General features: G+C 58.4%; 16 protein-coding genes. 7 read left to right on the top strand and 9 right to left on the bottom strand.

Going from position 1 to position 21,154, the window contains the following annotated elements; all coding sequences use genetic code 11:
* Positions 1-17 precede the first annotated feature (17 nt).
* Positions 18-1,316, bottom strand: coding sequence for an MFS transporter (locus BFV64_RS20455; RefSeq protein WP_023331362.1), 1,299 nt, complete (start codon positions 1,314-1,316; stop codon positions 18-20).
* 474 nt (positions 1,317-1,790) lie between these two features.
* Between BFV64_RS20455 and uxaC the strand changes: the two genes are divergently transcribed.
* Together uxaC and BFV64_RS20445 are read left to right on the top strand one after the other, a co-directional pair.
* Positions 1,791-3,203 (top strand): glucuronate isomerase, encoded by a 1,413-nt coding sequence (gene uxaC, locus BFV64_RS20450; RefSeq protein ID WP_014885323.1) that lies wholly within the window; start codon positions 1,791-1,793, stop codon positions 3,201-3,203.
* A 17-nt stretch (positions 3,204-3,220) separates the two neighbouring features.
* Positions 3,221-4,708, top strand: coding sequence for a UxaA family hydrolase (locus BFV64_RS20445; RefSeq protein WP_023337835.1), 1,488 nt, complete (start codon positions 3,221-3,223; stop codon positions 4,706-4,708).
* 93 nt (positions 4,709-4,801) lie between these two features.
* On the opposite strand, the gene sstT is transcribed toward BFV64_RS20445, so the two are convergent.
* The 4 genes from sstT to BFV64_RS20425 form a co-directional block, all read right to left on the bottom strand.
* Positions 4,802-6,043 (bottom strand): serine/threonine transporter SstT, encoded by a 1,242-nt coding sequence (gene sstT, locus BFV64_RS20440; RefSeq protein ID WP_023331360.1) that lies wholly within the window; start codon positions 6,041-6,043, stop codon positions 4,802-4,804.
* Between the two features lie 211 nt (positions 6,044-6,254).
* On the bottom strand, positions 6,255-7,220 hold the full coding sequence (locus BFV64_RS20435) for a TerC family protein (RefSeq protein WP_069602406.1): 966 nt from the start codon (positions 7,218-7,220) through the stop codon (positions 6,255-6,257).
* 251 nt (positions 7,221-7,471) lie between these two features.
* Positions 7,472-8,470 (bottom strand): Gfo/Idh/MocA family protein, encoded by a 999-nt coding sequence (locus BFV64_RS20430; protein ID WP_014885319.1) that lies wholly within the window; start codon positions 8,468-8,470, stop codon positions 7,472-7,474.
* Between the two features lie 70 nt (positions 8,471-8,540).
* Complete coding sequence (locus tag BFV64_RS20425; RefSeq protein WP_014885318.1) at positions 8,541-9,044, bottom strand: YgjP-like metallopeptidase domain-containing protein; 504 nt, start codon at positions 9,042-9,044, stop codon at positions 8,541-8,543.
* 83 nt (positions 9,045-9,127) lie between these two features.
* Between BFV64_RS20425 and rlmG the strand changes: the two genes are divergently transcribed.
* A complete protein-coding gene (gene rlmG / locus BFV64_RS20420) occupies positions 9,128-10,264 on the top strand; it encodes a 23S rRNA (guanine(1835)-N(2))-methyltransferase RlmG (protein WP_014885317.1) in 1,137 nt (378 codons plus the stop codon).
* 118 nt (positions 10,265-10,382) lie between these two features.
* Here the strand turns inward: rlmG and BFV64_RS20415 are convergent, their stop codons facing one another.
* The 4 genes from BFV64_RS20415 to lsrR form a co-directional block, all read right to left on the bottom strand.
* Positions 10,383-11,540: a DDE-type integrase/transposase/recombinase gene (locus BFV64_RS20415; protein ID WP_069601972.1), complete on the bottom strand. Its 1,158-nt coding sequence runs from the start codon at positions 11,538-11,540 to the stop codon at positions 10,383-10,385.
* A gap of 102 nt (positions 11,541-11,642) precedes the next feature.
* Positions 11,643-13,664, bottom strand: coding sequence for an NADPH-dependent 2,4-dienoyl-CoA reductase (locus BFV64_RS20410; protein ID WP_069602405.1), 2,022 nt, complete (start codon positions 13,662-13,664; stop codon positions 11,643-11,645).
* 185 nt (positions 13,665-13,849) lie between these two features.
* Entirely contained in the window at positions 13,850-15,430 is a 1,581-nt protein-coding gene (lsrK, locus tag BFV64_RS20405; protein WP_047625402.1) for an autoinducer-2 kinase, read from the bottom strand.
* Between the two features lie 34 nt (positions 15,431-15,464).
* Positions 15,465-16,433 carry a transcriptional regulator LsrR gene (gene lsrR, locus BFV64_RS20400; RefSeq protein ID WP_023338807.1) on the bottom strand — a complete coding sequence of 323 codons (969 nt, stop codon included), beginning with the start codon at positions 16,431-16,433 and terminating at the stop codon, positions 15,465-15,467.
* 215 nt (positions 16,434-16,648) lie between these two features.
* On the opposite strand from lsrR, the gene lsrA reads away from it, so the two are divergent.
* The 4 genes from lsrA to lsrB are packed head-to-tail and all read left to right on the top strand — an operon-like array spanning position 16,649 to position 21,145.
* Complete coding sequence (gene lsrA, locus BFV64_RS20395; RefSeq protein WP_069602404.1) at positions 16,649-18,136, top strand: autoinducer 2 ABC transporter ATP-binding protein LsrA; 1,488 nt, start codon at positions 16,649-16,651, stop codon at positions 18,134-18,136.
* Positions 18,133-19,164, top strand: coding sequence for an autoinducer 2 ABC transporter permease LsrC (gene lsrC, locus BFV64_RS20390; protein ID WP_023338805.1), 1,032 nt, complete (start codon positions 18,133-18,135; stop codon positions 19,162-19,164). The genes lsrA and lsrC overlap by 4 nt, the downstream gene beginning before the upstream one ends.
* On the top strand, positions 19,165-20,142 hold the full coding sequence (gene lsrD / locus BFV64_RS20385) for an autoinducer 2 ABC transporter permease LsrD (RefSeq protein ID WP_045134798.1): 978 nt from the start codon (positions 19,165-19,167) through the stop codon (positions 20,140-20,142). It begins immediately after the preceding gene.
* A 1-nt stretch (position 20,143) separates the two neighbouring features.
* Positions 20,144-21,145 (top strand): autoinducer 2 ABC transporter substrate-binding protein LsrB, encoded by a 1,002-nt coding sequence (gene lsrB / locus BFV64_RS20380; RefSeq protein WP_014885310.1) that lies wholly within the window; start codon positions 20,144-20,146, stop codon positions 21,143-21,145.
* Positions 21,146-21,154 lie beyond the last annotated feature (9 nt).

Below are 21,154 nucleotides of genomic sequence, written 5' to 3'. Positions count from 1 at the left end.
CACCCGGCACAGCGATGCTAACTCTGCGTGGCCGGTTTCCCGAGCGTCTCTTTCTGCAGCTCCTCGGCGGATTTGTTTTTCAGTACCGTCCAGATCACTACCGCACCCATCAGGTCGAAGACGGCCAGCACGGCGAACAGCGGGCTAAAGCCGATGGTGTCTGCCAGGGCACCCACTACCAGCGCAAACAGCGTACTTGCAGTCCATGCCGCCATCCCGGTCAGGCCGTTAGCGGTGGCGACTTCATTACGGCCGAAGACGTCAGACGAGAGTGTAATCAGCGCGCCGGAAAGTGACTGGTGAGCAAAACCGCCAACGCACAGCAGCGCGATAGCCACGTAAGGGCTGGTGAACAGGCCAATCATCCCCGGTCCAATCATCAGCAGCGCGCCCATGGTCACGACCATTTTACGGGAGACAATCAGGTTCACACCAAACCAGCGCTGGAACAGCGGAGGCAGGTAGCCACCCACGATACAGCCCAGATCGGCGAACAGCATCGGCATCCAGGCGAACATCGCGATCTCTTTCAGGTTAAAGCCGTAGACCTTAAACATGAACAGCGGGATCCACGCGTTGAACGTCCCCCAGGCAGGCTCAGCGAGGAAGCGCGGCAGGGCAATACCCCAGAACTGACGGGTGCCCAGGATCTGCCAGACGGACAGTTTCTTGCCGTTGTTGACCTGATGCTGCGCTTCCTGACCGCCAATAATGTATTCGCGTTCTTCTTCGGAGAGTTTTTTCTGGTCGCGCGGATGCTTGTAGAAAATCAGCCACGCCATTGCCCATGCGAAGCTCAGCACGCCTGAGATAATGAACGCCAGCTGCCAGCTGTGCATCACGATAGCCCACACCACCAGCGGCGGTGCAATCATCGCGCCAATCGACGACCCCACGTTGAAGTATCCGACAGCAATAGAACGCTCTTTCGCCGGGAACCATTCGGAGCTGGCTTTCAGCCCTGCCGGGATCATTGCCGCTTCGGCGGCACCTACTGCACCACGCGCCAGCGCGAGCCCGCCCCAGCTGCCTGCCAGCGCCGTTGCGCCACAGAAAATGGCCCAGGTGACGGCGAAGAAGGCATAGCCGATTTTGGTGCCTAAAATATCCAGAACATAGCCAGCAACCGGCTGCATAATGGTATAAGCCGCGGAGTAGGCCGCAATGATGTAGGAATATTGCTGGGTTGAAATGTGCAGCTCTTCCATTAGCGTAGGCGCCGCCGCCGCTATGGTGTTACGCGTCAGGTAGCCCAGCACGGTGCCCAGCGTCACCAGTGCGATCATATACCAACGTAACCCTTTAATTTTACGCATCTAAAACCTCATCGTTATGTTATTTCCGTGCCAGAGCACGGCAACCTCTCAACCGTTTCCGGGAGCTGCTGTGTAACGGGAGGGGCGTAGCCGGAAGGTGTTTCCGGAACGGCCCGAACTTTGCCATCAGTAAGCGTCTTTCAGTCGGTATCCGTACCGTTAAATCCGATGTTTCACACCGGCAATGCATTCCGTCGGCTTATGGTTTGCGACGGCGAAAAGATAACTTGTCATACAACTTTAAAAGGTGAGTGACATCACAAATGTATGATTATTTGTGTGGGCATTCTGCTTTGCGGATGAAGCCAGTACTGGCGCGGGGTGGAGAAGAGTTTACGTCATTCAGGGGGGGGTATTTGTTGGCGTTTATTGATCTTACTCACGAAAAAAACGTCTGCCGATGGAAATTGGTGTGATAACTTTGCAGCATATGAACATACGCTTTCTGACGCTCCCGTAATGAGGATGACGATAATGACGCCGTTTATGACCGACGATTTTCTGCTAGATACCGAATTTGCTCGCCGTCTGTACCATGACTATGCCAAAGACCAGCCGATTTTCGACTACCACTGCCACTTGCCGCCGCAGCAGGTTGCCGAAAATTACCGTTTCAAAAACCTGTATGACATCTGGCTGAAGGGTGACCACTATAAATGGCGTGCGATGCGCACCAACGGTGTGGCTGAGCGCCTGTGTACCGGCGACGCCAGCGACCGCGAGAAGTTTGACGCCTGGGCCGCGACCGTTCCACACACGATCGGCAACCCGCTCTTTCACTGGACCCATCTGGAACTGCGCCGTCCGTTTGGCATCACCGGAAAACTGCTTTCACCTGCCACTGCGGATGAAATCTGGGACCAGTGCAACGAACTGCTGGCGCAGGATAACTTCTCCGCACGCGGTATCATGAAGCAGATGAACGTGAAGATGGTGGGTACCACCGACGATCCCATTGACTCCCTGGAACATCACGCTGTCGTGGCGAAAGATACCTCTTTCGATATTAAAGTGTTGCCAAGCTGGCGCCCGGACAAAGCTTTCAACATCGAACAGGCCACCTTCAACGATTACATGGCGAAGCTGGCCGAGGTGTCCGATACCGATATCCGCCGTTTCGCCGATCTGCAAACCGCGCTGACCAAACGTCTGGATCACTTTGCGGCACATGGCTGTAAAGTCTCTGACCATGCGCTGGACGTGGTGCTGTTTGCGGACGCCAGCGAAGCCGAGCTGGACAGCATTCTGGCGCGTCGTCTCTCGGGTGAAACGCTTAACGAGCACGACGTGGCGCAGTTTAAAACGGCGGTGCTGGTGTTCCTCGGTGCGGAATACGCCCGTCGCGGCTGGGTACAGCAGTACCACATCGGCGCGCTGCGCAACAACAACCAGCGTCAGTTCAAACTGCTCGGTGCTGACGTGGGCTTCGACTCCATCAACGATCGCCCGCTGGCGGAAGAGTTATCTAAACTGCTGAGCAAACAGAACGAGCAAAACCTGCTGCCCAAAACCATCCTGTACTGCCTGAACCCGCGCGATAACGAAGTGCTGGGCACCATGATTGGCAACTTCCAGGGCGAAGGGATGCCGGGCAAGATGCAGTTCGGTTCCGGCTGGTGGTTCAACGACCAGAAAGATGGCATGGAGCGTCAGATGACGCAGCTGGCACAGCTTGGCCTGCTGAGCCGCTTTGTCGGCATGCTGACTGACAGCCGCAGCTTCCTGTCCTATACGCGCCATGAATATTTCCGCCGCATTTTGTGCCAGATGATTGGCCGTTGGGTTCACGCAGGCGAAGCGCCAGCCGATATCCAGCTGCTGGGCGACATGGTGAAAAACATCTGCTTTAACAATGCGCGTGACTACTTCGCCATTGAACTGAACTAAGGCCGTCTGAGGTTGATATGCAATACATCAAAATCCATTCGCTGGATAACGTTGCCGTCGCGCTGGCAGATTTAACCGAAGGGACGGAAGTGACCTTCAACAACCAGTCGGTGACGTTACGCCAGGCCGTTGGGCGTGGACACAAGTTTGCCCTGATCCCCATTGCGAAAGGGGAGAACGTGGTGAAGTACGGCTTGCCCATCGGTCATGCACTGGCGGATATTGCGCCGGGTGAATATATTCATTCCCACAACACCCGCACAAATCTGAGCGATCTTGACGAGTACAGCTATCAACCTGATTTTCAGTCGGAAGAAGAGCAGGCGGCGGATCGGGACGTGCAGATCTACCGTCGTGCGAACGGTGAGGTGGGGATCCGCAACGAGCTGTGGATCCTTCCAACCGTCGGCTGCGTGAACGGCATCGCACGCCAGATCCAGACGCGTTTTCTGAAAGAGACACACGATGCCGAGGGTACCGACGGCGTACATCTCTTCAGCCATACCTACGGCTGTTCGCAGCTCGGCGACGACCATATCAACACCCGCACCATGCTGCAAAACATGGTGCGCCACCCTAACGCGGGAGCGGTGCTGGTGATTGGCCTCGGCTGTGAAAACAACCAGGTCGATGCCTTCCGCGACACGCTGGGCGAATTTGACCCGGCGCGCGTTCATTTTATGGTGTGTCAGCACCAGGATGACGAAGTGGAGGCGGGCGTGGAACATCTGCACCAGCTGTACGAGGTGATGCGTCACGATAAACGCCAGCCGGGCAAGCTAAGCGAGCTGAAGTTTGGTCTGGAGTGCGGCGGGTCCGATGGCCTGTCCGGCATCACGGCGAACCCGATGCTGGGCCGCTTCTCGGATTACGTGATCGCTAACGGCGGCACAACGGTGCTGACCGAGGTGCCGGAAATGTTCGGCGCAGAGCGCATTCTGATGAGCCACTGCCGCGACGAAGAGACGTTTGAGAAGACCGTCACCATGGTGAACGACTTCAAACAGTACTTCATCGCCCATAATCAGCCGATTTATGAGAACCCGTCGCCGGGTAACAAAGCGGGCGGGATCACGACGCTTGAAGAGAAATCCCTCGGCTGTACCCAGAAAGCGGGGGCGAGCCAGGTCGTGGACGTCCTGCGTTACGGCGAGCGCCTGAAAACCCACGGTCTGAACCTGCTGAGCGCACCGGGTAACGATGCGGTCGCCACCAGCGCGCTGGCGGGGGCTGGCTGCCACATGGTGCTGTTCAGTACCGGTCGCGGCACGCCGTATGGTGGCTTTGTGCCGACGGTCAAAATCGCGACCAACAGCGAGCTGGCGGCGAAGAAAAAGCACTGGATTGATTTCGACGCAGGCCAGCTGATTCACGGCAAAGCGATGCCGCAGCTGCTGACGGAGTTCGTGGACGCCATCGTGGCGTTTGCCAGCGGCAGACAGACCTGCAATGAGAAGAACGATTTTCGCGAGCTGGCGATCTTTAAGAGTGGTGTGACGCTTTAGGTTGAGTGCGGGCTGGTGCCCTCACCCCGGCCCTCTCCCACGGGGAGAGGGTGAAAACATTAAAAGCGGCAACCAGAGGTTGCCGCTTTGCTGTTAACCTCGCAGAGCGTTCTTCGCTAAACGCGCGTCTTCCGCCTGACAGGCCGCTGCGGTGAACAGCACATCGGTTGAGGAGTTCAGCGCCGTTTCGCAGGAGTCCTGCAATACGCCGATGATAAAGCCGACGGCCACAACCTGCATGGCGATCTCGTTTGGGATACCGAACATGTTACATGCCAGTGGGATCAGCAGCAGCGAGCCACCCGCCACGCCGGACGCGCCACAGGCACACAGAGAAGCCACCACGCTCAGCAGCAGCGCCGTTGGTAGATCGACCGGAACACCTAAGGTATGTACCGCTGCCAGGGTCAGCACGGTGATGGTGATTGCCGCGCCCGCCATGTTCACGGTCGCACCCAGCGGGATCGACACGGAATAGGTATCGCGGTCCAGATTCAGCTTCTCCGCCAGCGCCATGTTAACCGGGATATTTGCCGCAGAGCTGCGGGTGAAGAAGGCATACACCCCGCTCTCACGCAGGCAGGTTAGCACCAGTGGATACGGGTTGCGGCGGATCTGCCAGAACACCAGCAGCGGGTTGATCACCAGCGCCACCAGCAGCATACAGCCGACCAGAACAACCAGCAGCTGCGCGTAGCCCCACAGCGCGTCGAAACCGGTGGTGGCCAGAGTGGAGGAGACCAGCCCAAAAATACCGATTGGCGCAAAACGAATCACCAGTTTCACCATAAAGGTGACGGCATTCGATAAATCGTTGACCAGATTTTTCGTGGTCTCGTTGCCGTGACGCAGCGCGAAGCCCAGACCAATCGCCCAGACCAGGATGCCGATGTAGTTCGCGTTCATCAGCGCAGTGATGGGGTTGGATACCATGCTCATCAGCAGACCGCGCAGCACTTCCACAATGCCGGACGGCGGTGTGATGTCACCGGCCGCGCTGGTCAGGTGCAGCGTAGACGGGAACAGGAAGCTAAATACCACGGCCGTTAAGGCAGCGGAGAAGGTTCCCAGAAGATACAGGAACAGAATAGGGCGAATGTTGGTTTTTTGTCCGTGCTGGTGGTTGGCAATGGAGGCCATGACCAGCATCAGAACCAGAACCGGTGCGACGGCCTTCAGGGCGCCAACAAAGAGGGTGCCGAGAAGCCCGGTGGCTTCTGCAGCGGGTTTTGACACCATTGCCAGCAGAATGCCCAGTACCAACCCGACGAGAATTTGTTTAACGAGGCTGCCCTGCGCCAGGCGCGCGAACAGACCGCTTGATTGTGTGCTCATACGTTATTCCTGAGTGAAATTGCGTTCCATCCTGTATGTGCTCTAAGTCACATTTATGTCCGGATGTAAGTATTTGTTTGCCTGGTTGAGTATCAGGGAAAGCAGGGCAAGGCGGAAGAGTAAAATGCTGGATTTTACGTGTTGCGTCATGTTTTTTAACTATTGGTTAACGGAAGTGCCGGGTGGCGCTGAGCTTACCCGGCAAAACGCACTAAACCTGCTGCTTCTTATCGTGCTGGCGGTTAACCCAGGTATTGATAATCAGCGTCACGATCAGAATGCCGAACACCACGCCGAGCGAGATAGCGATCGGGATATGGTAGAAATCGACGATCAGCATCTTGATACCGATGAACACGAGGATCACCGACAGGCCATACTTCAGCATCGAGAAGCGCTCTGCGGCACCTGCCAGCAGGAAGTACATGGCGCGCAGGCCAAGGATCGCGAACAGGTTAGAGGTCAGGACGATGAACGGATCAGTCGTCACTGCAAAGATGGCCGGAATGCTGTCTACGGCGAAAATCACGTCGCTCAGCTCAACCAGAATCAGCACCAGCAGCAGCGGGGTGGCAAACAGCAGACCGTTCTTGCGCACGAAGAAGTGCTCGCTCTCGATCTTATCCGTCATGCGCAGGTGGCTGCGGAACCACTTCACCAGAGGGCGATCGCCAATCGCGGAGCCGTCTTCTTTCGCCAGCGCCATTTTGACCCCGGTGAACAGCAGGAACGCGCCGAAGACGTACAGCAGCCATTCGAACTGGGTAATCAGCCAGCTACCGGCGAAGATCATGATCGTACGCAGGATAATCGCGCCCAGCACGCCATAGACCAGCACACGGCGCTGCAGCGCCGCAGGCACGGCAAAGTAACTGAACAGCATCAGCCAGACGAAGACGTTATCGACCGCGAGGGCTTTTTCAATCAAATAGCCGGTGAGGAAGGCGAGCGCCTGAGGATCGGCCACCGCGCGGCCTTCGGTTGAGGCCAGATACCACCAGAAGGCAGCACAGAAGAGCAGAGAGAGGGTGACCCATACCAGGGACCAGACGGCGGCTTGCTTTATGGACATGCCGTGCTCACCGCGACGCCCCTGCAAAAAGAGGTCGATCGCCAGCATGATGAGCACGACAACCGCGAATCCGCCCCACAACATTGGAGTGCCGACAGAATGCATACTATTTTCCTTACACATAAAAAACAAAAACGGCTATGGTCAGAAGACGATAGCCGTTAGCTTTTTATGCATAGACCTCGCCTTCCGGCAAGGTCTCACTTACAACCACGAAGGTTGCCCGGCGACCGGATGCGATTTTGCACGCATCGTAATGACGATCCACCGGCGAAGAAGTTACTCCCCTTTGCAGGTAACAAAATATGTCAGACCATCGGTTTCGTCAATGGTCTGCGCCTTTTCATTACACAGCTTTACGCGATAGCTTCTGCGCCCACGCCGTCTGCAGGGAACACCACGCCGGTCTGACGGCGGATCTCCGTTTGCAGCTTCGCCGTGGTGCGGCTCACCGCGAGGCCCGGGTGATTCACTTCGTTGTCTTCCACGAGACGGGCGAAGACCTCTGCCTCATAGAGCATAGTGTTAATATGCTGAGGCTGCGTCAGCTCCTGCGCTTTACCGCCGCGCGGCACAAAGCTCACTTTCTGACACTCGGAAATCTTCTCAATCACCAGCGACCCGGCTTCGCCCTGAATTTCGCTCGGCAGCACAGAATCACTGACTTTAGAGTGCTGCAGCGTGACGCTGAAATCGCCGTAATCCAGCACCACGACGCCGTGCGCATCCACACCGCTTTCCAGCAGGCTGGCCGTGGCCGTGACGCCGTGCGGCTCGCCCCACAGCGCGATTGCAGAGGCCAGGCAGTAAAAACCGATATCCATAATCGAGCCGTTAGAGAAGGCCGGGTTAAAGGTATTGGGGTTCTCGCCGTCCAGATAACGCTGATAGCGCGACGAGTACTGGCAGTAGTTGATGAAGGCTTTACGCACTTTGCCTATTTTCGGCAGCGACTGCTGCAATAGCAGGAAATTCGGCAGGCTGGCCGTTTTGAACGCTTCGAACAGCACCACCTGGTTTTCACGGGCAAGCGCGATGGCGGCTTCCACTTCCTGGATATTCGACGCCAGCGGCTTCTCGCAAATCACATGCTTTTTATGGCTGAGAAACAGCTTCGTTTGGGGGAAGTGCAGGGAATTCGGGCTGGCGATATACACCGCGTCTATGGCGTCGCTTTGCGCCATCTCGTCGAGAGAGGTGAAGAGATGCTCGACGAGGTAATCATTCGCAAAACTCTGCGCCTGCTCAAGGCTGCGGGAATAGACTGCGGTGAGTTTAAGTTTGCCGGTTTCGTGGGCGGCGTCGACGAACTGGCGCGTGATCCAGTTCGTTCCAATGACTGCGAAACGTATCATAAACGTTTACGTACTCCGTAGCGGGGAACCTTTAACCACTGTAGCACGTCATCATGACAATTCGCGTGCGTTACTGCGCATTACTCTTTAACGATAAATGCGTCAGCCACAGCCGGGTATCAAACTCCAGCTGGTGGTACTGCGGCTCCATGTGGCAGCACAGGGAATAGAACGCTTTGTCGTGCTCTTTCTCTTTCAGGTGCGCCAGCTCATGGACCACGATCATCCGCAGAAAGGCTTCCGGTGCGTTACGGAAAACCGTCGCCACGCGGATCTCGGCTTTGGCTTTCAGCTTGCCGCCCTGCACGCGGGAGATAGCGGTGTGCAGGCCGAGCGCGTTTTTCAGAACGTGGATTTTGTTGTCGTACATCACCTTGTTGATCGGCGGCGCGCTCTTCAGATACCGGCTTTTCAGATCCTGCGTATACTGCCAGAGGGCTTTATCGGTCGTGAAATCGTGCGTACCGGGGTAGCGTTTTTCCAGCACCGCGCCCAGCTTCTGCTCGGCAATCAGGCTGCGAACCTGAGAAAGTAAATGCTCCGGGTAGCCCTGGAGATAAGTAAGTTGGTTCATCAACGCCCCAAATCGACAATAAAACGGGTATACTCACGCACCCTTTTCAGGGATACGCCAAATTTTACCATTCAGGAGGGCCGATGAGCCACTTAGACAACGGTTTCCGTTCACTCAACCTTAAACGTTTCCCGGAAACGGACGACGTTAACCCGCTTCAGGCGTGGGAAGCGGCGGATGAGTATCTGCTGCAGCAGTTGGATGATACCGAAATCCTCGGGCCGGTTCTGATCCTGAATGATGCATTCGGCGCGCTGGGCTGCGCGCTGGCGGAGCACAAACCTTACAGCATCGGCGATTCTTACTTAAGCGAGCTGGCGACGCGTGAAAACCTGCGCCATAACGAAATCGACGAATCCAGCGTGAAGTTCCTCGACAGCACCGCGGAGTACCCGCAGGCGCCGGGTGTAGTGCTGATCAAAGTGCCAAAAACCATGGCGCTGCTGGAGCAACAGCTGCGCGCGCTGCGAAAAGTCGTCACGCCAGAAACCCGTATTATCGCGGGTGCCAAGGCACGCGATATCCACACGTCGACGCTGGAGCTGTTCGAGAAAGTCCTCGGTCCAACCACCACTACGCTTGCCTGGAAAAAAGCGCGCCTGATCAACTGTACGTTTAGCGCACCGGAGCTGGCCGACGCGCCAGAGACGCTGAGCTGGAAGCTGGAAGGCACCGACTGGACCATCCACAACCATGCGAACGTCTTCTCCCGTACCGGCCTCGATATCGGCGCACGCTTCTTTATGGAACATCTGCCGGAAAATCTGGAAGGGGAGATCGTCGACCTGGGCTGCGGGAATGGTGTGATTGGCCTGACGCTGCTGGCGAAAAACCCGGACGCCAGCGTGGTGTTTAGCGACGAATCGCCAATGGCGGTGGCCTCCAGCCGTCTGAACGTGGAAACTAACCTGCCAGAGGCGCTGGATCGCTGCGAGTTTATGATCAACAACGCGCTCTCCGGCGTGGAGCCGTTCCGCTTCAACGCCGTGTTCTGTAACCCGCCGTTCCATCAGAAGCATGCTCTGACGGATAACGTCGCCTGGGAGATGTTCCACCATGCGCGCCGCTGTCTGAAAATCAACGGCGAGCTGTATATCGTGGCGAACCGCCACCTGGACTACTTCCACAAGCTGAAGAAAATTTTCGGCAACTGCGTCACCATCGCGACGAACAACAAGTTTGTGGTGCTGAAGGCGGTGAAGCTGGGGCGTCGTCGTTAAGGTTGTTTTGCCTGGCGGCGCTGCGCTTGCACAGGCCTACGGTTTTGTAGGCCCGGTAAGCGCAGTGTATGACCGGATACATAGGTGACAGATCAGACCGGGAACATAGGTAACACTTTTAGTCTATCCGGAGCACACTCTGGGTTTTTCGGTCGTAGTACGCAAGCGTTATCCCATTAAAGATGATGGCCTCAAGGCCATCAGCTTGTTCTTCCAGCATGATGTACTCCCCAGTCAGTGCTTCACTCAGGAACACCGTACCCTTTTTTCCCATATAGAGGGTCCCCCTCGATTTCACCCTGTAGACTGTACCTCCTTCCGGATAAGCATATTCAGGAACACGGCCATCCCAGTGTCGGTTTGAGGGTTGCCATACCGTTCCGGGCGTTGCTCCCGCCAGTGCTTCATGCGGCCTTTCGTAGTTAAATTCTTTCCGGTAGTCACTGAACCACCGCTGTTGTTCTTCCATCGTCATGAAGGTGTTGCCCTGTTTCACCGCACTTTTCAGGGAGCGGTGCATTCGCTCATGGCGGCCATTTTCTTCCGGATGCCCCTTTCTGATACGCTCCGGCCTGATGCCCAGCTTGATTAGCCAGACGGCAAGACGACTTAATCCGGCTATTCCTGTTCCCGCGAAGGGCTGGCCGTTATCGGTTCTAAGCACTTCCGGCAGACCATATTCCAGGAACGCATCCGTCAGGCACTCTCTGACAAAGGGTTCACTCTCACGGTGTGTTCCCCGGCAGCTGAGCAGATACCGGCTGTGATTATCGGTCAGGGTGAAAGGATGGCAGTACTCTCTGCTGAGCAGCCTGAACTTGCCTTTAAAATCAGCGCTCCAGACCTGATTGTTCTCACTGATGATGGTCAGGGGCTGGCGATTGCCTGGTGTTCTGCGTTTTCGTTTTTTATCCGGAACCAGGCCTTCGCGCTTGAGGATATCGCCGATAGTGCTGGCGGCAGGTACGGTAAAATCGACGTGATGATTGAGCAACCACATCCGCAGTTTTTTTGGCCCCCAGTCAGGGTGTTTTTGACGCAGGGCAGTCAGGTGTCCGGCGATATCATCAGGAACCGTCCGGGAGTGGGAGCGTGGCGCACGCGACCGGTCCGAGAGAGATGACAGGTCAGAAGGGTCAAAACGCTGAAGCCATTTATAGCCGGTTTTACGGCTGATGCCAAAAAGACGGCAAAGCGCGGAGAAGGAGTCCGTACCTGCATGGCAGGCACGGATAAAATCAAGGCGTTGCATAGGTCGGGTCTCAGTCCAGGGCATAGCGAGTCTCCTCTTCTATGCCAGTTATAACTGTTACCCATGTATCCGGTCTAAAGTGTTACCCATGTTTCCGGTTCATACCCAGCGCCACCGGGCAAGAAATCAAATCGCTAATGCCAGCTTCGTCCCCTGTGCAATCGCCCTCCGTGCGTCAAGCTCCATCGCCACATCGCACCCGCCAATCAAATGCACAGTTCTTCCGGCTTCTCGCAGCGGATCCGCCAGATCCCTTCTCGGCTCCTGCCCGGCACACAAAATCACATGATCCACACGCAACAGCTGCGGTTCGCCGCCGATCGTAACGTGCAGACCCTCGTCGTCGATCTTTTCGTAGCTCACCGCCGGGATCATCTTCACCCCGCGTGAAAGCAGGGTTGCCCGATGGATCCAGCCCGTGGTTTTACCCAGTCCTTCGCCCGGCTTGCTGGCTTTACGCTGCAGCATCACAATCTGACGCGGGCTTTTCGGCAATTGCGGTCCTTCCGGACGCAGGCCGCCGGACTGGCTCAGGCTGGTGTCGATACCCCATTCCACGCAAAACTCGGCAATGTTCTGGCTGGTAGCCTCACCCGGCTGGCTTAAGTACATGGCGGTATCAAAGCCAATTCCGCCGCAGCCGATAATCGCTACGCTTTTCCCGACCGGCACTTTGTCACGCAATACGTCGAGATAGCTCAGCACTTTTGGATGATCGATACCTGCGATCGCAGGCGTTCGCGGTACGATCCCGCTTGCCAGGATCACCTCATCAAAACCGATCAGATCCGCCGCGCTGACAAACTGATTGAGCCGGAGCTCGACGCCCGTCAGGTCGATCATCCGGCGGTAGTAGCGCAGGGTCTCGTAGAACTCCTCTTTGCCGGGGATCTGTTTGGCGATATTAAACTGCCCGCCAATCTCGCCTGCGGCGTCAAAAAGCGTCACGCTGTGGCCGCGCGAGGCGGCATTCACTGCAAACGCCAGGCCCGCCGGGCCTGCGCCCACGACGGCCAGGCGTTTTATGCTGGCCGCCGGAACGACCGGCATTTTAGTTTCGTGGCAGGCTCGCGGGTTGACGAGGCAGGAGGTCACCTTGCCGACGAAGATCTGATCCAGGCAGGCCTGGTTACAGCCGATGCAGGTGTTGATCTCATCCGCGCGTCCGCTTTGCGCTTTGGACAGCAGCTCGGCATCCGCAAGGAACGGCCGCGCCATCGACACCATGTCGGCATCGCCGCGCGATATCACATCGTCCGCCACCTGCGGGTCGTTAATGCGGTTGGTGGTGACCAGCGGAACAGACACTTTGCCTTTCAGCTTGCGCGTCACCCAGCTGAATGCCGCGCGCGGCACCGGTGTGGCGATGGTCGGAATACGGGCTTCGTGCCAGCCAATCCCGGTGTTAATGAGGGTGGCACCAGCGGCTTCAATCGCCTGCGCCAGCTGCACGGTTTCGTCGAACGTCCCGCCGCCCTCCACCAGGTCGAGCATCGACAGGCGGAAGATGATAATAAAATCTGTTCCTGTTCGTTCGCGCACCGCACGCACAACTTCAACGGCAAAGCGCATGCGGCGGACATAGTCGCCGCCCCATTCGTCCTCGCGCTGGTTAGTGCGGGCGGCAAGGAATTCGTTGATCAGATAACCTTCTGAGCCCATAACTTCGACGCCGTCATAACCTGCTTCACGCGCCAGCGCCGCGCAGCGGGCGAAGTCGTCAATCAGCGCTATGATCTCGTCGTGGCTGAGGGCATGCGGTGTGAAGCGGTTAATCGGCGCCTGAATGGCCGACGGCGCGACCAGTTTCGGCTGATAGCTGTAGCGCCCGGTGTGCAGGATTTGCAGGGCGATTTTGCCGCCCTCTTTGTGAACCGCGTCGGTAACGATACGGTGATGTGCAAGCTGGCTCGCATCGTTCAACACCGCGCCACCTTCCATCGTCACGCCTGAAGACGCAGGTGCTACGCCACCGGTGACAATCAGCGCCACGCCATGCCGCGCGCGCTCGGCGTAGAAGGCCGCCAGACGCTTGGCACCGTCCGGACGCTCTTCCAGCCCAGTGTGCATCGAGCCCATTAACACGCGGTTTTTAAGGGTGGTGAACCCCAGATCCAGGGGGGCGAACAACGACGGGTAGCGGCTCATAGTCTCTTCCAGTGTAAAATTATTGTTATGTGGTCGGATGAGTTACTAATTTAGCCAGCGGCAGCGGAAAGGTAAAAGTGGGATCGAATGATTGTGATAGATCTCAAAGAACTTCCCAGGTGGCGCTGCGCTTACCGGGGCTACAAAACCCCAGGACGGATAAGCGCAGCGCCATCCGGCGTATTTTACGGCGCCGCTGCCCGTACCAATCCCGGGGCCTGCCACATCGATGTGGTCAGCCCGCTATCCACCAGCCCAAGCTGGTCGGCATACACCGCCTGCCATTTTTGCATCATGCCGTCATACAGCTCACGATGCTGGGGATTTGGCGTGAACTCGCGGCTCCACTTCACCAGCCGCTCGCCCGTTGAGGCCATATCTGCAAATAATCCCGCGCCTGCGCCTGCCGCAATCGCGCAGCCGAGCGCTGTCGCCTCTTTCACTTCCGGCACGCGTACCGGCAACCCGGTGACGTCGCTTAAGATCTGACTCCACAGGGCGCCTTTTGCCCCTCCGCCCGCAAAAACTAAACTTTCAAACGTCACGCCGGAGAAGCGCGAAATCTGCGCCAGGTTGCAGGCCGAAACGATTGCCGCATTCTCTTCCAGGGCACGGAACAGCGTCGCTTTGTTGCACTTTTCCGGGTCGATAGAGAGGTTAATAAACGACGGCGCGGCGTGGTACCACTGCTTGAAATGCATCGCGTCGGAGAAGATCGGCATCACCCCGTGGGAGCCTGCCGGCACGCGGCTCGCCATCTCTTCCAGCAGAGTATAGGTGTCCACTCCCATCCGCCCGGCAATCAGCTTTTCTTCTGCGCAAAAGGCGTCGCGGAACCAGCGCATGGTCAGCCCGGTGAAGAAGCTGATCGACTCCGCCTGGGCCATGCCGGGGATGACGTGCGGGTTCACGCGGATATTCATATCGGGGTCGGTGCGCACCTGCGGCAGGTTCACCACCTGCTGCCAGAAGGTGCCGCCCAGCACCGCCGTTTGTCCGGCGCGGACCACGCCCAGCCCCAGACAGCCCAACTGCACGTCGCCACCGCCCATTACCACCGGCGTGCCTTCGCGCAGGCCGCTTTGCTGCGCGGCTTCATGGGTAATCGCTCCCAGTACGCTGCCGGTCTCTTTCACCGGGGAGAGAATATCGGCGCGCAGCCCGGCCATGTCGAGCAGCGCCGGACGCCAGTCGCGGGAAAAGAGATCCAGCATGCCCGTGGTGCCCGCATTGGAGGGATCCACCGCCAGCTCGCCGGAAAGCTTCGCCGCCAGCCAGTCGCTGATCATGGTGATGGTCGCGGCCTTGCGGTAAATGTCGGGGCGATGGTGCGCCAGCCACAGAAGGCGCGGCATGGCGCTCAGGGCGAGAGTTTGCCCGGAGACGTCATATACTTCGGATTCAAAGCGGTTGTCGTGGATCTCTTTGAGCTCGGCCACCTCGCGGCTGGCGCGGGCGTCGACGTTGGCGCAGGCCCAGATGGCCTCGCCGTTGCGGTCGTACAGCACAATCCCTTCGCGCATGGAGCAGCAGGCAACGGACTGGATATCCGCCGCGGTCAGGTGCGCACGCTCCAGCGCCTGATGAATGCACTGGCAGGTCAGCCGCCAGTTGGTGTCGAGATCGAACTCCATCGATCCCGGTACGTTCTCCACGCTCAGGTGCTTCCACTCGGCCTGACCGACGGCAATCTGGCTGCCCTGTAAATCGAAAATCACGGCGCGAACGCTGCCGGTCCCTGCATCTAACGCTAAAAGGTAACTCATGAGCTTGCCTCGTTGTTAGCGCAGGGCATCCCCGTTACGTCAGGGCCAGCACCGCGCGGGCTGTCGTCTCCTCCGTCACCAGGCCATTGATACGGCGACCCTTCAGTGCGGCATAAATCGCATCGGCTTTCTCTTCCCCGCCGGCCACGCCAACGATGGTAGGCAGTTGCGCCAGTTCATCGAGCGTGACGCCGAGTAATTCTTTATGGATCTCCAGCTCCTCAACGCATTCCCCCTCGGCATTAAGGAAATAACCGAGAATGTCGCCGACTGCGCCTTTGCGGGCGTACATCAGCTGTTCACCTTCGCTGATATAGCCGGAGCGCAGTATCGTGGCGTCACGGCGCTGGTTCACCGAACCAATGCCGACCACCGCCACGTCGGCGGCGGTGGCGGCGAGGATCACGTCCCGCACGCTGGTTTCACGTTTTAAGATCCCGGCAACGGAGGCGGATGACACGCGCAGCGGGGCGGGGATCATGCTGACGCTGCAGGCCGCGTCCAGCTGGCCGATACCGGTCATATACGGCCCGACGCCGCCGGAGAGCGTCACCAGGCGGATCTGCTGCGAGCTGATAAAGCCGCTCAGGTGCTGTAGGCTGCTCATGGTCGTTTCACCAAATCCCACCGCCAACAGCTGGCCGGGCTCCAGCACGCCCATTAGCGACTGCGCCGCGCCAATGCCCAGCCGCACGTTCATCGGCGGCGTATTCAGGGCGGGCATCACGCGCACCAGCTTCAGCCCAAAGCGCTGCTGTAGTTCGGTTTCCAGCGCCAGACAGCCCTCGTAACGGGAGTTGATCTGCACGCGGATCACCCCGGACTGGCGGCCTTTCTCCAGCAGACGGGAGATCTTCAAACGCGGCAGCCCGAGTCGCTCACCGATGTCGTTCTGGGTCAGCCCGTCGTGGTAATAGCACCAGGCCACGCGCGCCACCAGCTCCTCTTCCGCCAGCGCCAGCCCGGCAAACCGTCCTTCTTCCGCAGTGCGTTTATCGCTCATAATTGAACTCTTATAAAAATTTAGATCATATGTTCGTGATGACGCGAAGGGAAAATGTGAGCCACGCGACAAAACGGATCTTTAAGTGGGTTTCTGTTTTATCTGGATCTTAATCAATAAAACTGTGATCCCTGCACGGTTGTAAATATAGTTCACCGTCTACGCTTTTGAACATTATTAAATCTAAAAATCATTTGTTCAATAGCGGAGCGATGATGACACCACTTATTGAAGCGCGGGGGATCAGCAAACAGTTCTCGGGCGTGCCGGTGTTAAAAGGCATTGATTTCACGCTGCTCGCGGGCCAGGTACACGCCCTGATGGGCGGGAACGGTGCGGGAAAATCGACGCTGATGAAGATCATCGCCGGAGTTGAAACGCCCGACAGCGGTGAACTTTCGGTTGCGGGGGAGTCTTTTGCACGGCTTACGCCAGCGCAGGCGCATAAGCTCGGCATTTATCTGGTACCGCAGGAGCCGCTGCTGTTCCCCAACCTGACGGTGCGGGAAAACATCCTCTTTCGCCTGCCCCGTGAACGGGATCTGGAACCGCGCCTGGCCGATAAGCTCCAGCAGCTGCAATGCCAGCTTAACCTTGATGCCACCGCCAGCACACTGGAAGTGGCGGATCAGCAGATGGTAGAGATCCTCCGCGGATTAATGCGCAACGCCAGGATCCTGATCCTCGACGAACCCACCGCCTCGCTCACGCCCGGCGAAACCGAACGCCTCTTCCGCCAGATCCGCGCGTTGCAGGCGCTTGGCGTCGGCATTGTTTTTATCTCGCATAAGCTGCCGGAAATTCGCCTGCTTTCGAGCCACATCTCGGTGATGCGCGACGGTGCAGTGGTGCTGAGCGGTGAAACCGCGCAGTTTGACGATAACGCCCTGATTGCCGCCATGACGCCAGTGAGTCGGGAAAAATCTCTGAGCGAGACGCAAAAGCTGTGGCTGGCGTTGCCGGGCAACCGCCGCACCCAGCCGCAGGATTTCCCGGTGCTGCGCGTGGAGGATCTCACCGGGGAGGGGTTTATCGATCTGAGTCTTGAGATCTTCGCCGGTGAGATCGTCGGCCTGGCCGGGCTGGTGGGATCCGGGCGCACCGAGTTTGCCGAAACGCTTTACGGCCTGCGTCCGGTGCGCGGGGGGCGCGTCTGGCTGGAGAATCAGGAAATCACTGCCGATCCGCCTGGTTCACGTCTGGAAAAAGGGCTGGTTTACCTGCCGGAAGACAGGCAGGTTTCCGGCCTGTTCCTCGACGCGCCGATCCGCTGGAACACCGTGGTGCTGAACGAGCCGTCTCTCTGGCAGCAGCGCAAGCGGGAGTCGGCGGTGGTAGAGCGCTATCACCGTGCGCTCGGGATTAAGCTCAACCATGCGGATCAAACCGTGCGTACGCTCTCCGGCGGCAACCAGCAGAAGGTACTGCTGGCGCGCTGTCTGGAGGCCAATCCTTTACTCCTTATTGTCGATGAACCGACGCGTGGCGTGGACGTCTCCGCGCGCGCCGATATCTACCAGCTCATCAAAAGCGTGGCCGCGCAGAACGTCGCGGTACTGATGATCTCAAGCGATCTCGATGAGTTCCCGGGCCTTGCCGATCGCGTACTGGTGATGCATCAGGGCGTACTCAGCGGCGAGCTGCCGCGCCATGCCGTTAGCCTCGACAGGATGATGGCGCTGGCGTTCGGAGGGCAATCATGAAGACCTTATTAAAGAACCGTGAGTTGAGCGCGTTTCTCGCCATTCTGGCACTGTTTGCCGTGCTGGTGGCGCTGAACCCGTCTTACTTCAGCCTGCAAACGCTGGGGATGATCTTCGCCAGTGCCCAGATCCTGATCCTGCTGGCCATCGGTGCCGCGCTGGTCATGCTGACCCGCAATATTGACGTCTCGGTGGGCTCGACCGTTGGGCTGTCGGCAATCGCCGTCGGCGTGGCGCTCAATGGCGGCTACAGCCTGCCCGTTTCCATCCTCTTCGCACTGTCGATTGGCGCACTGGCCGGGGCGTTCAACGGCGTGCTGGTGGTGGGGCTGCGCATCCCGGCGATTGTCGCCACCCTCGGCACGCTGGGGCTGTATCGCGGGGCGATGCTGCTCTGGACGGGCGGGAAGTGGATTGAAGGGTTGCCGCCGGGGCTGAAATCTCTCTCTGAACCGCTTGCCATCGGCATGTCGCCACTCGGTATGGTGGTGTTAATTATCGCAGCCGCGGGCGCGTGGACGCTGTCGCGTACCGCGTTCGGCCGTGATTTCTACGCGGTGGGGGATAACCTCGCCGCCGCGCGTCAGCTGGGCGTAGCGGTGAACCGCACCCGCATGCTCGCCTTTACCCTGAACGGCATGCTGGCGGCCTGCGCAGGGATTGTCTTTGCCGCGCAAATTGGTTTTGTCCCCAACCAGACCGGCAGCGGGCTGGAGATGAAGGCCATCGCCGCCTGCGTGCTCGGGGGGATCTCTCTGCTGGGCGGCACCGGCACGCTGATCGGTGCCTTGCTTGGGGCTTTCTTCCTCACCCAAATCGACACCGTACTGGTGCTGTTCAGGCTGCCAGCCTGGTGGAATGACTTTATCGCCGGGCTGGTGCTGCTGGGCGTACTGGTGCTCGACGGGCGGCTGCGTCAGGCGCTGGCACGCCATCAGCGGGCGCTGAAATACGGCCGCTTCCAGCCAGGTCACAGAGGGGGAAAGCACGTCACTCCCTTTCCCAAACGCAAAAAAGAGGTGGCGTAAATGAAGCTTAACTGGGAAAGCGCGCTGCTGGTTTTGCTGGTGCTGGAGATCCTGCTCTTTGGCGCTATTAACCCGCGCATGCTCGACATCAATATGCTGCTGTTCAGCACCAGCGACTTCATCTGTATCGGTATCGTGGCGCTGCCGCTCACGCTTGTCATTATCAGCGGCGGGATCGACATCTCGCTGGGTTCGACCATCGGCCTGTGCGCCATCGCGCTGGGGGTGATGATGCAGGCCGGGTGGCCGATGGCGGTGGCCATTCCGCTGACGCTGCTGCTCGGCCTGCTGTGCGGGCTGGTGAATGCGGCGCTGATCCACTACACCGGCATCAGTCCATTGGTGATTACCCTCGGCACGCTCTATCTCTACGGTGGCGGGGCGTTGCTGCTTTCCGGCATGGCGGGGGCGACGGGCTATGAGGGCATCGGCGGCTTCCCGGACAGCTTTACCGCGTTCGCGAATCTCACGGTCGTTGGCCTGCCGCTCCCGCTGGTGCTGTTCGCTGTGATTACCGTTTTCTTCTGGCTGATTACCCACCGCGGGCGCTTTGGCCGTCATCTGTTTTTGATTGGCCAGAACCCGCGAGCGGCACGCTATGCGGCGCTGTCGGTTAACGGTATGCCCTACGCGCTGTACGGTCTGGTGGGCGTGGCCTCGGCCATTGCCGCGCTGGTCATGGTCTCCTATTTCGGTTCCGCGCGGTCAGATCTGGGGCGCGATTTGCTGATGCCTGCGCTCACCGCCGCCGTACTCGGCGGGGCGAATATCTACGGCGGGTCAGGTTCGGTTGTCGGTACGGCGCTGGCGGCGCTGCTGGTGGGGTACCTGCAACAGGGTTTACAGATGGTCGGCATCCCTAACCAGGTATCGAGCGCGCTTTCAGGAGCGCTGCTGGTTGTGGTGGTGATGGGTCGTTCGCTGAGTCTGCACCGCGAATGGGTGCGTTCTCTCTTTAGAAAACTTTCCGGAGCGTAAGATGAAAACAAAACTGATAGTCCTGGCAATGGCCCTCAGCTTCGCCTCGGCGCAGGCGGCGGATCGGATTGCCTTTATCCCGAAACTGGTGGGGGTTGGCTTCTTCACCAGCGGCGGCAACGGTGCGAAAGAGGCGGGGAAAGACCTCGGCGTGGACGTCACCTATGACGGTCCAACCGAGCCGAGCGTTTCCGGACAGGTGCAGCTCATCAACAACTTCGTTAACCAGGGCTACAACGCGATTATCGTCTCTGCCGTGTCGCCGGACGGCCTCTGCCCGGCCTTAAAACGCGCGATGCAGCGCGGCGTCAAAGTGCTGACCTGGGATTCCGACACCAAACCGGAGTGCCGCAGCATATATATCAACCAGGGGACGCCGGAACAGCTCGGCGGCCTGCTGGTGGAGATGGCGGGCAAGCAGGTCACCAAACCGAATGCCAAAGTGGCATTCTTCTACTCCAGCCCGACGGTCACCGACCAGAACCAGTGGGTGAAAGAGGCGAAGGCTAAAATCGAGAAAGATCATCCTCAGTGGCAGATCGTGACCACTCAGTTTGGCTATAACGATGCCACCAAATCCCTGCAAACCGCCGAGGGGATCTTAAAAGCGTATCCGGATCTGGATGCGATCATCGCCCCGGATGCCAACGCCCTGCCAGCCGCTGCGCAGGCAGCAGAAAATCTGAAGCGGGAAGGGGTGGCGATTGTCGGGTTCAGCACGCCAAACGTCATGCGTCCATACGTGGAGCGCGGCACGGTAAAAGCCTTCGGCCTGTGGGACGTGGTGCAACAGGGCAAAATTGCGGTCAATGTCGCCGATCGTTTACTGAAAAAAGGCGATCTTAACGTTGGCGACAGCGTGGACGTGAAAGAGATCGGTACGCTGAAGGTCGAACCGAACAGCGTGCAGGGCTACCAGTATGAGGCGAAAGGTAACGGCATCGTGCTGCTGCCGGAACGCGTGGTGTTCACTAAAGAGAACATCAACAAATACGATTTCTGACGGGGGAAC

This window comes from Enterobacter kobei (assembly GCF_001729765.1).
GTDB classification, from domain to species: Bacteria; Pseudomonadota; Gammaproteobacteria; order Enterobacterales; family Enterobacteriaceae; genus Enterobacter; species Enterobacter kobei.
The sequence above is the reverse complement of the archived record's forward strand: the minus strand, read 5'-3'. Positions and strand labels throughout refer to the sequence as shown.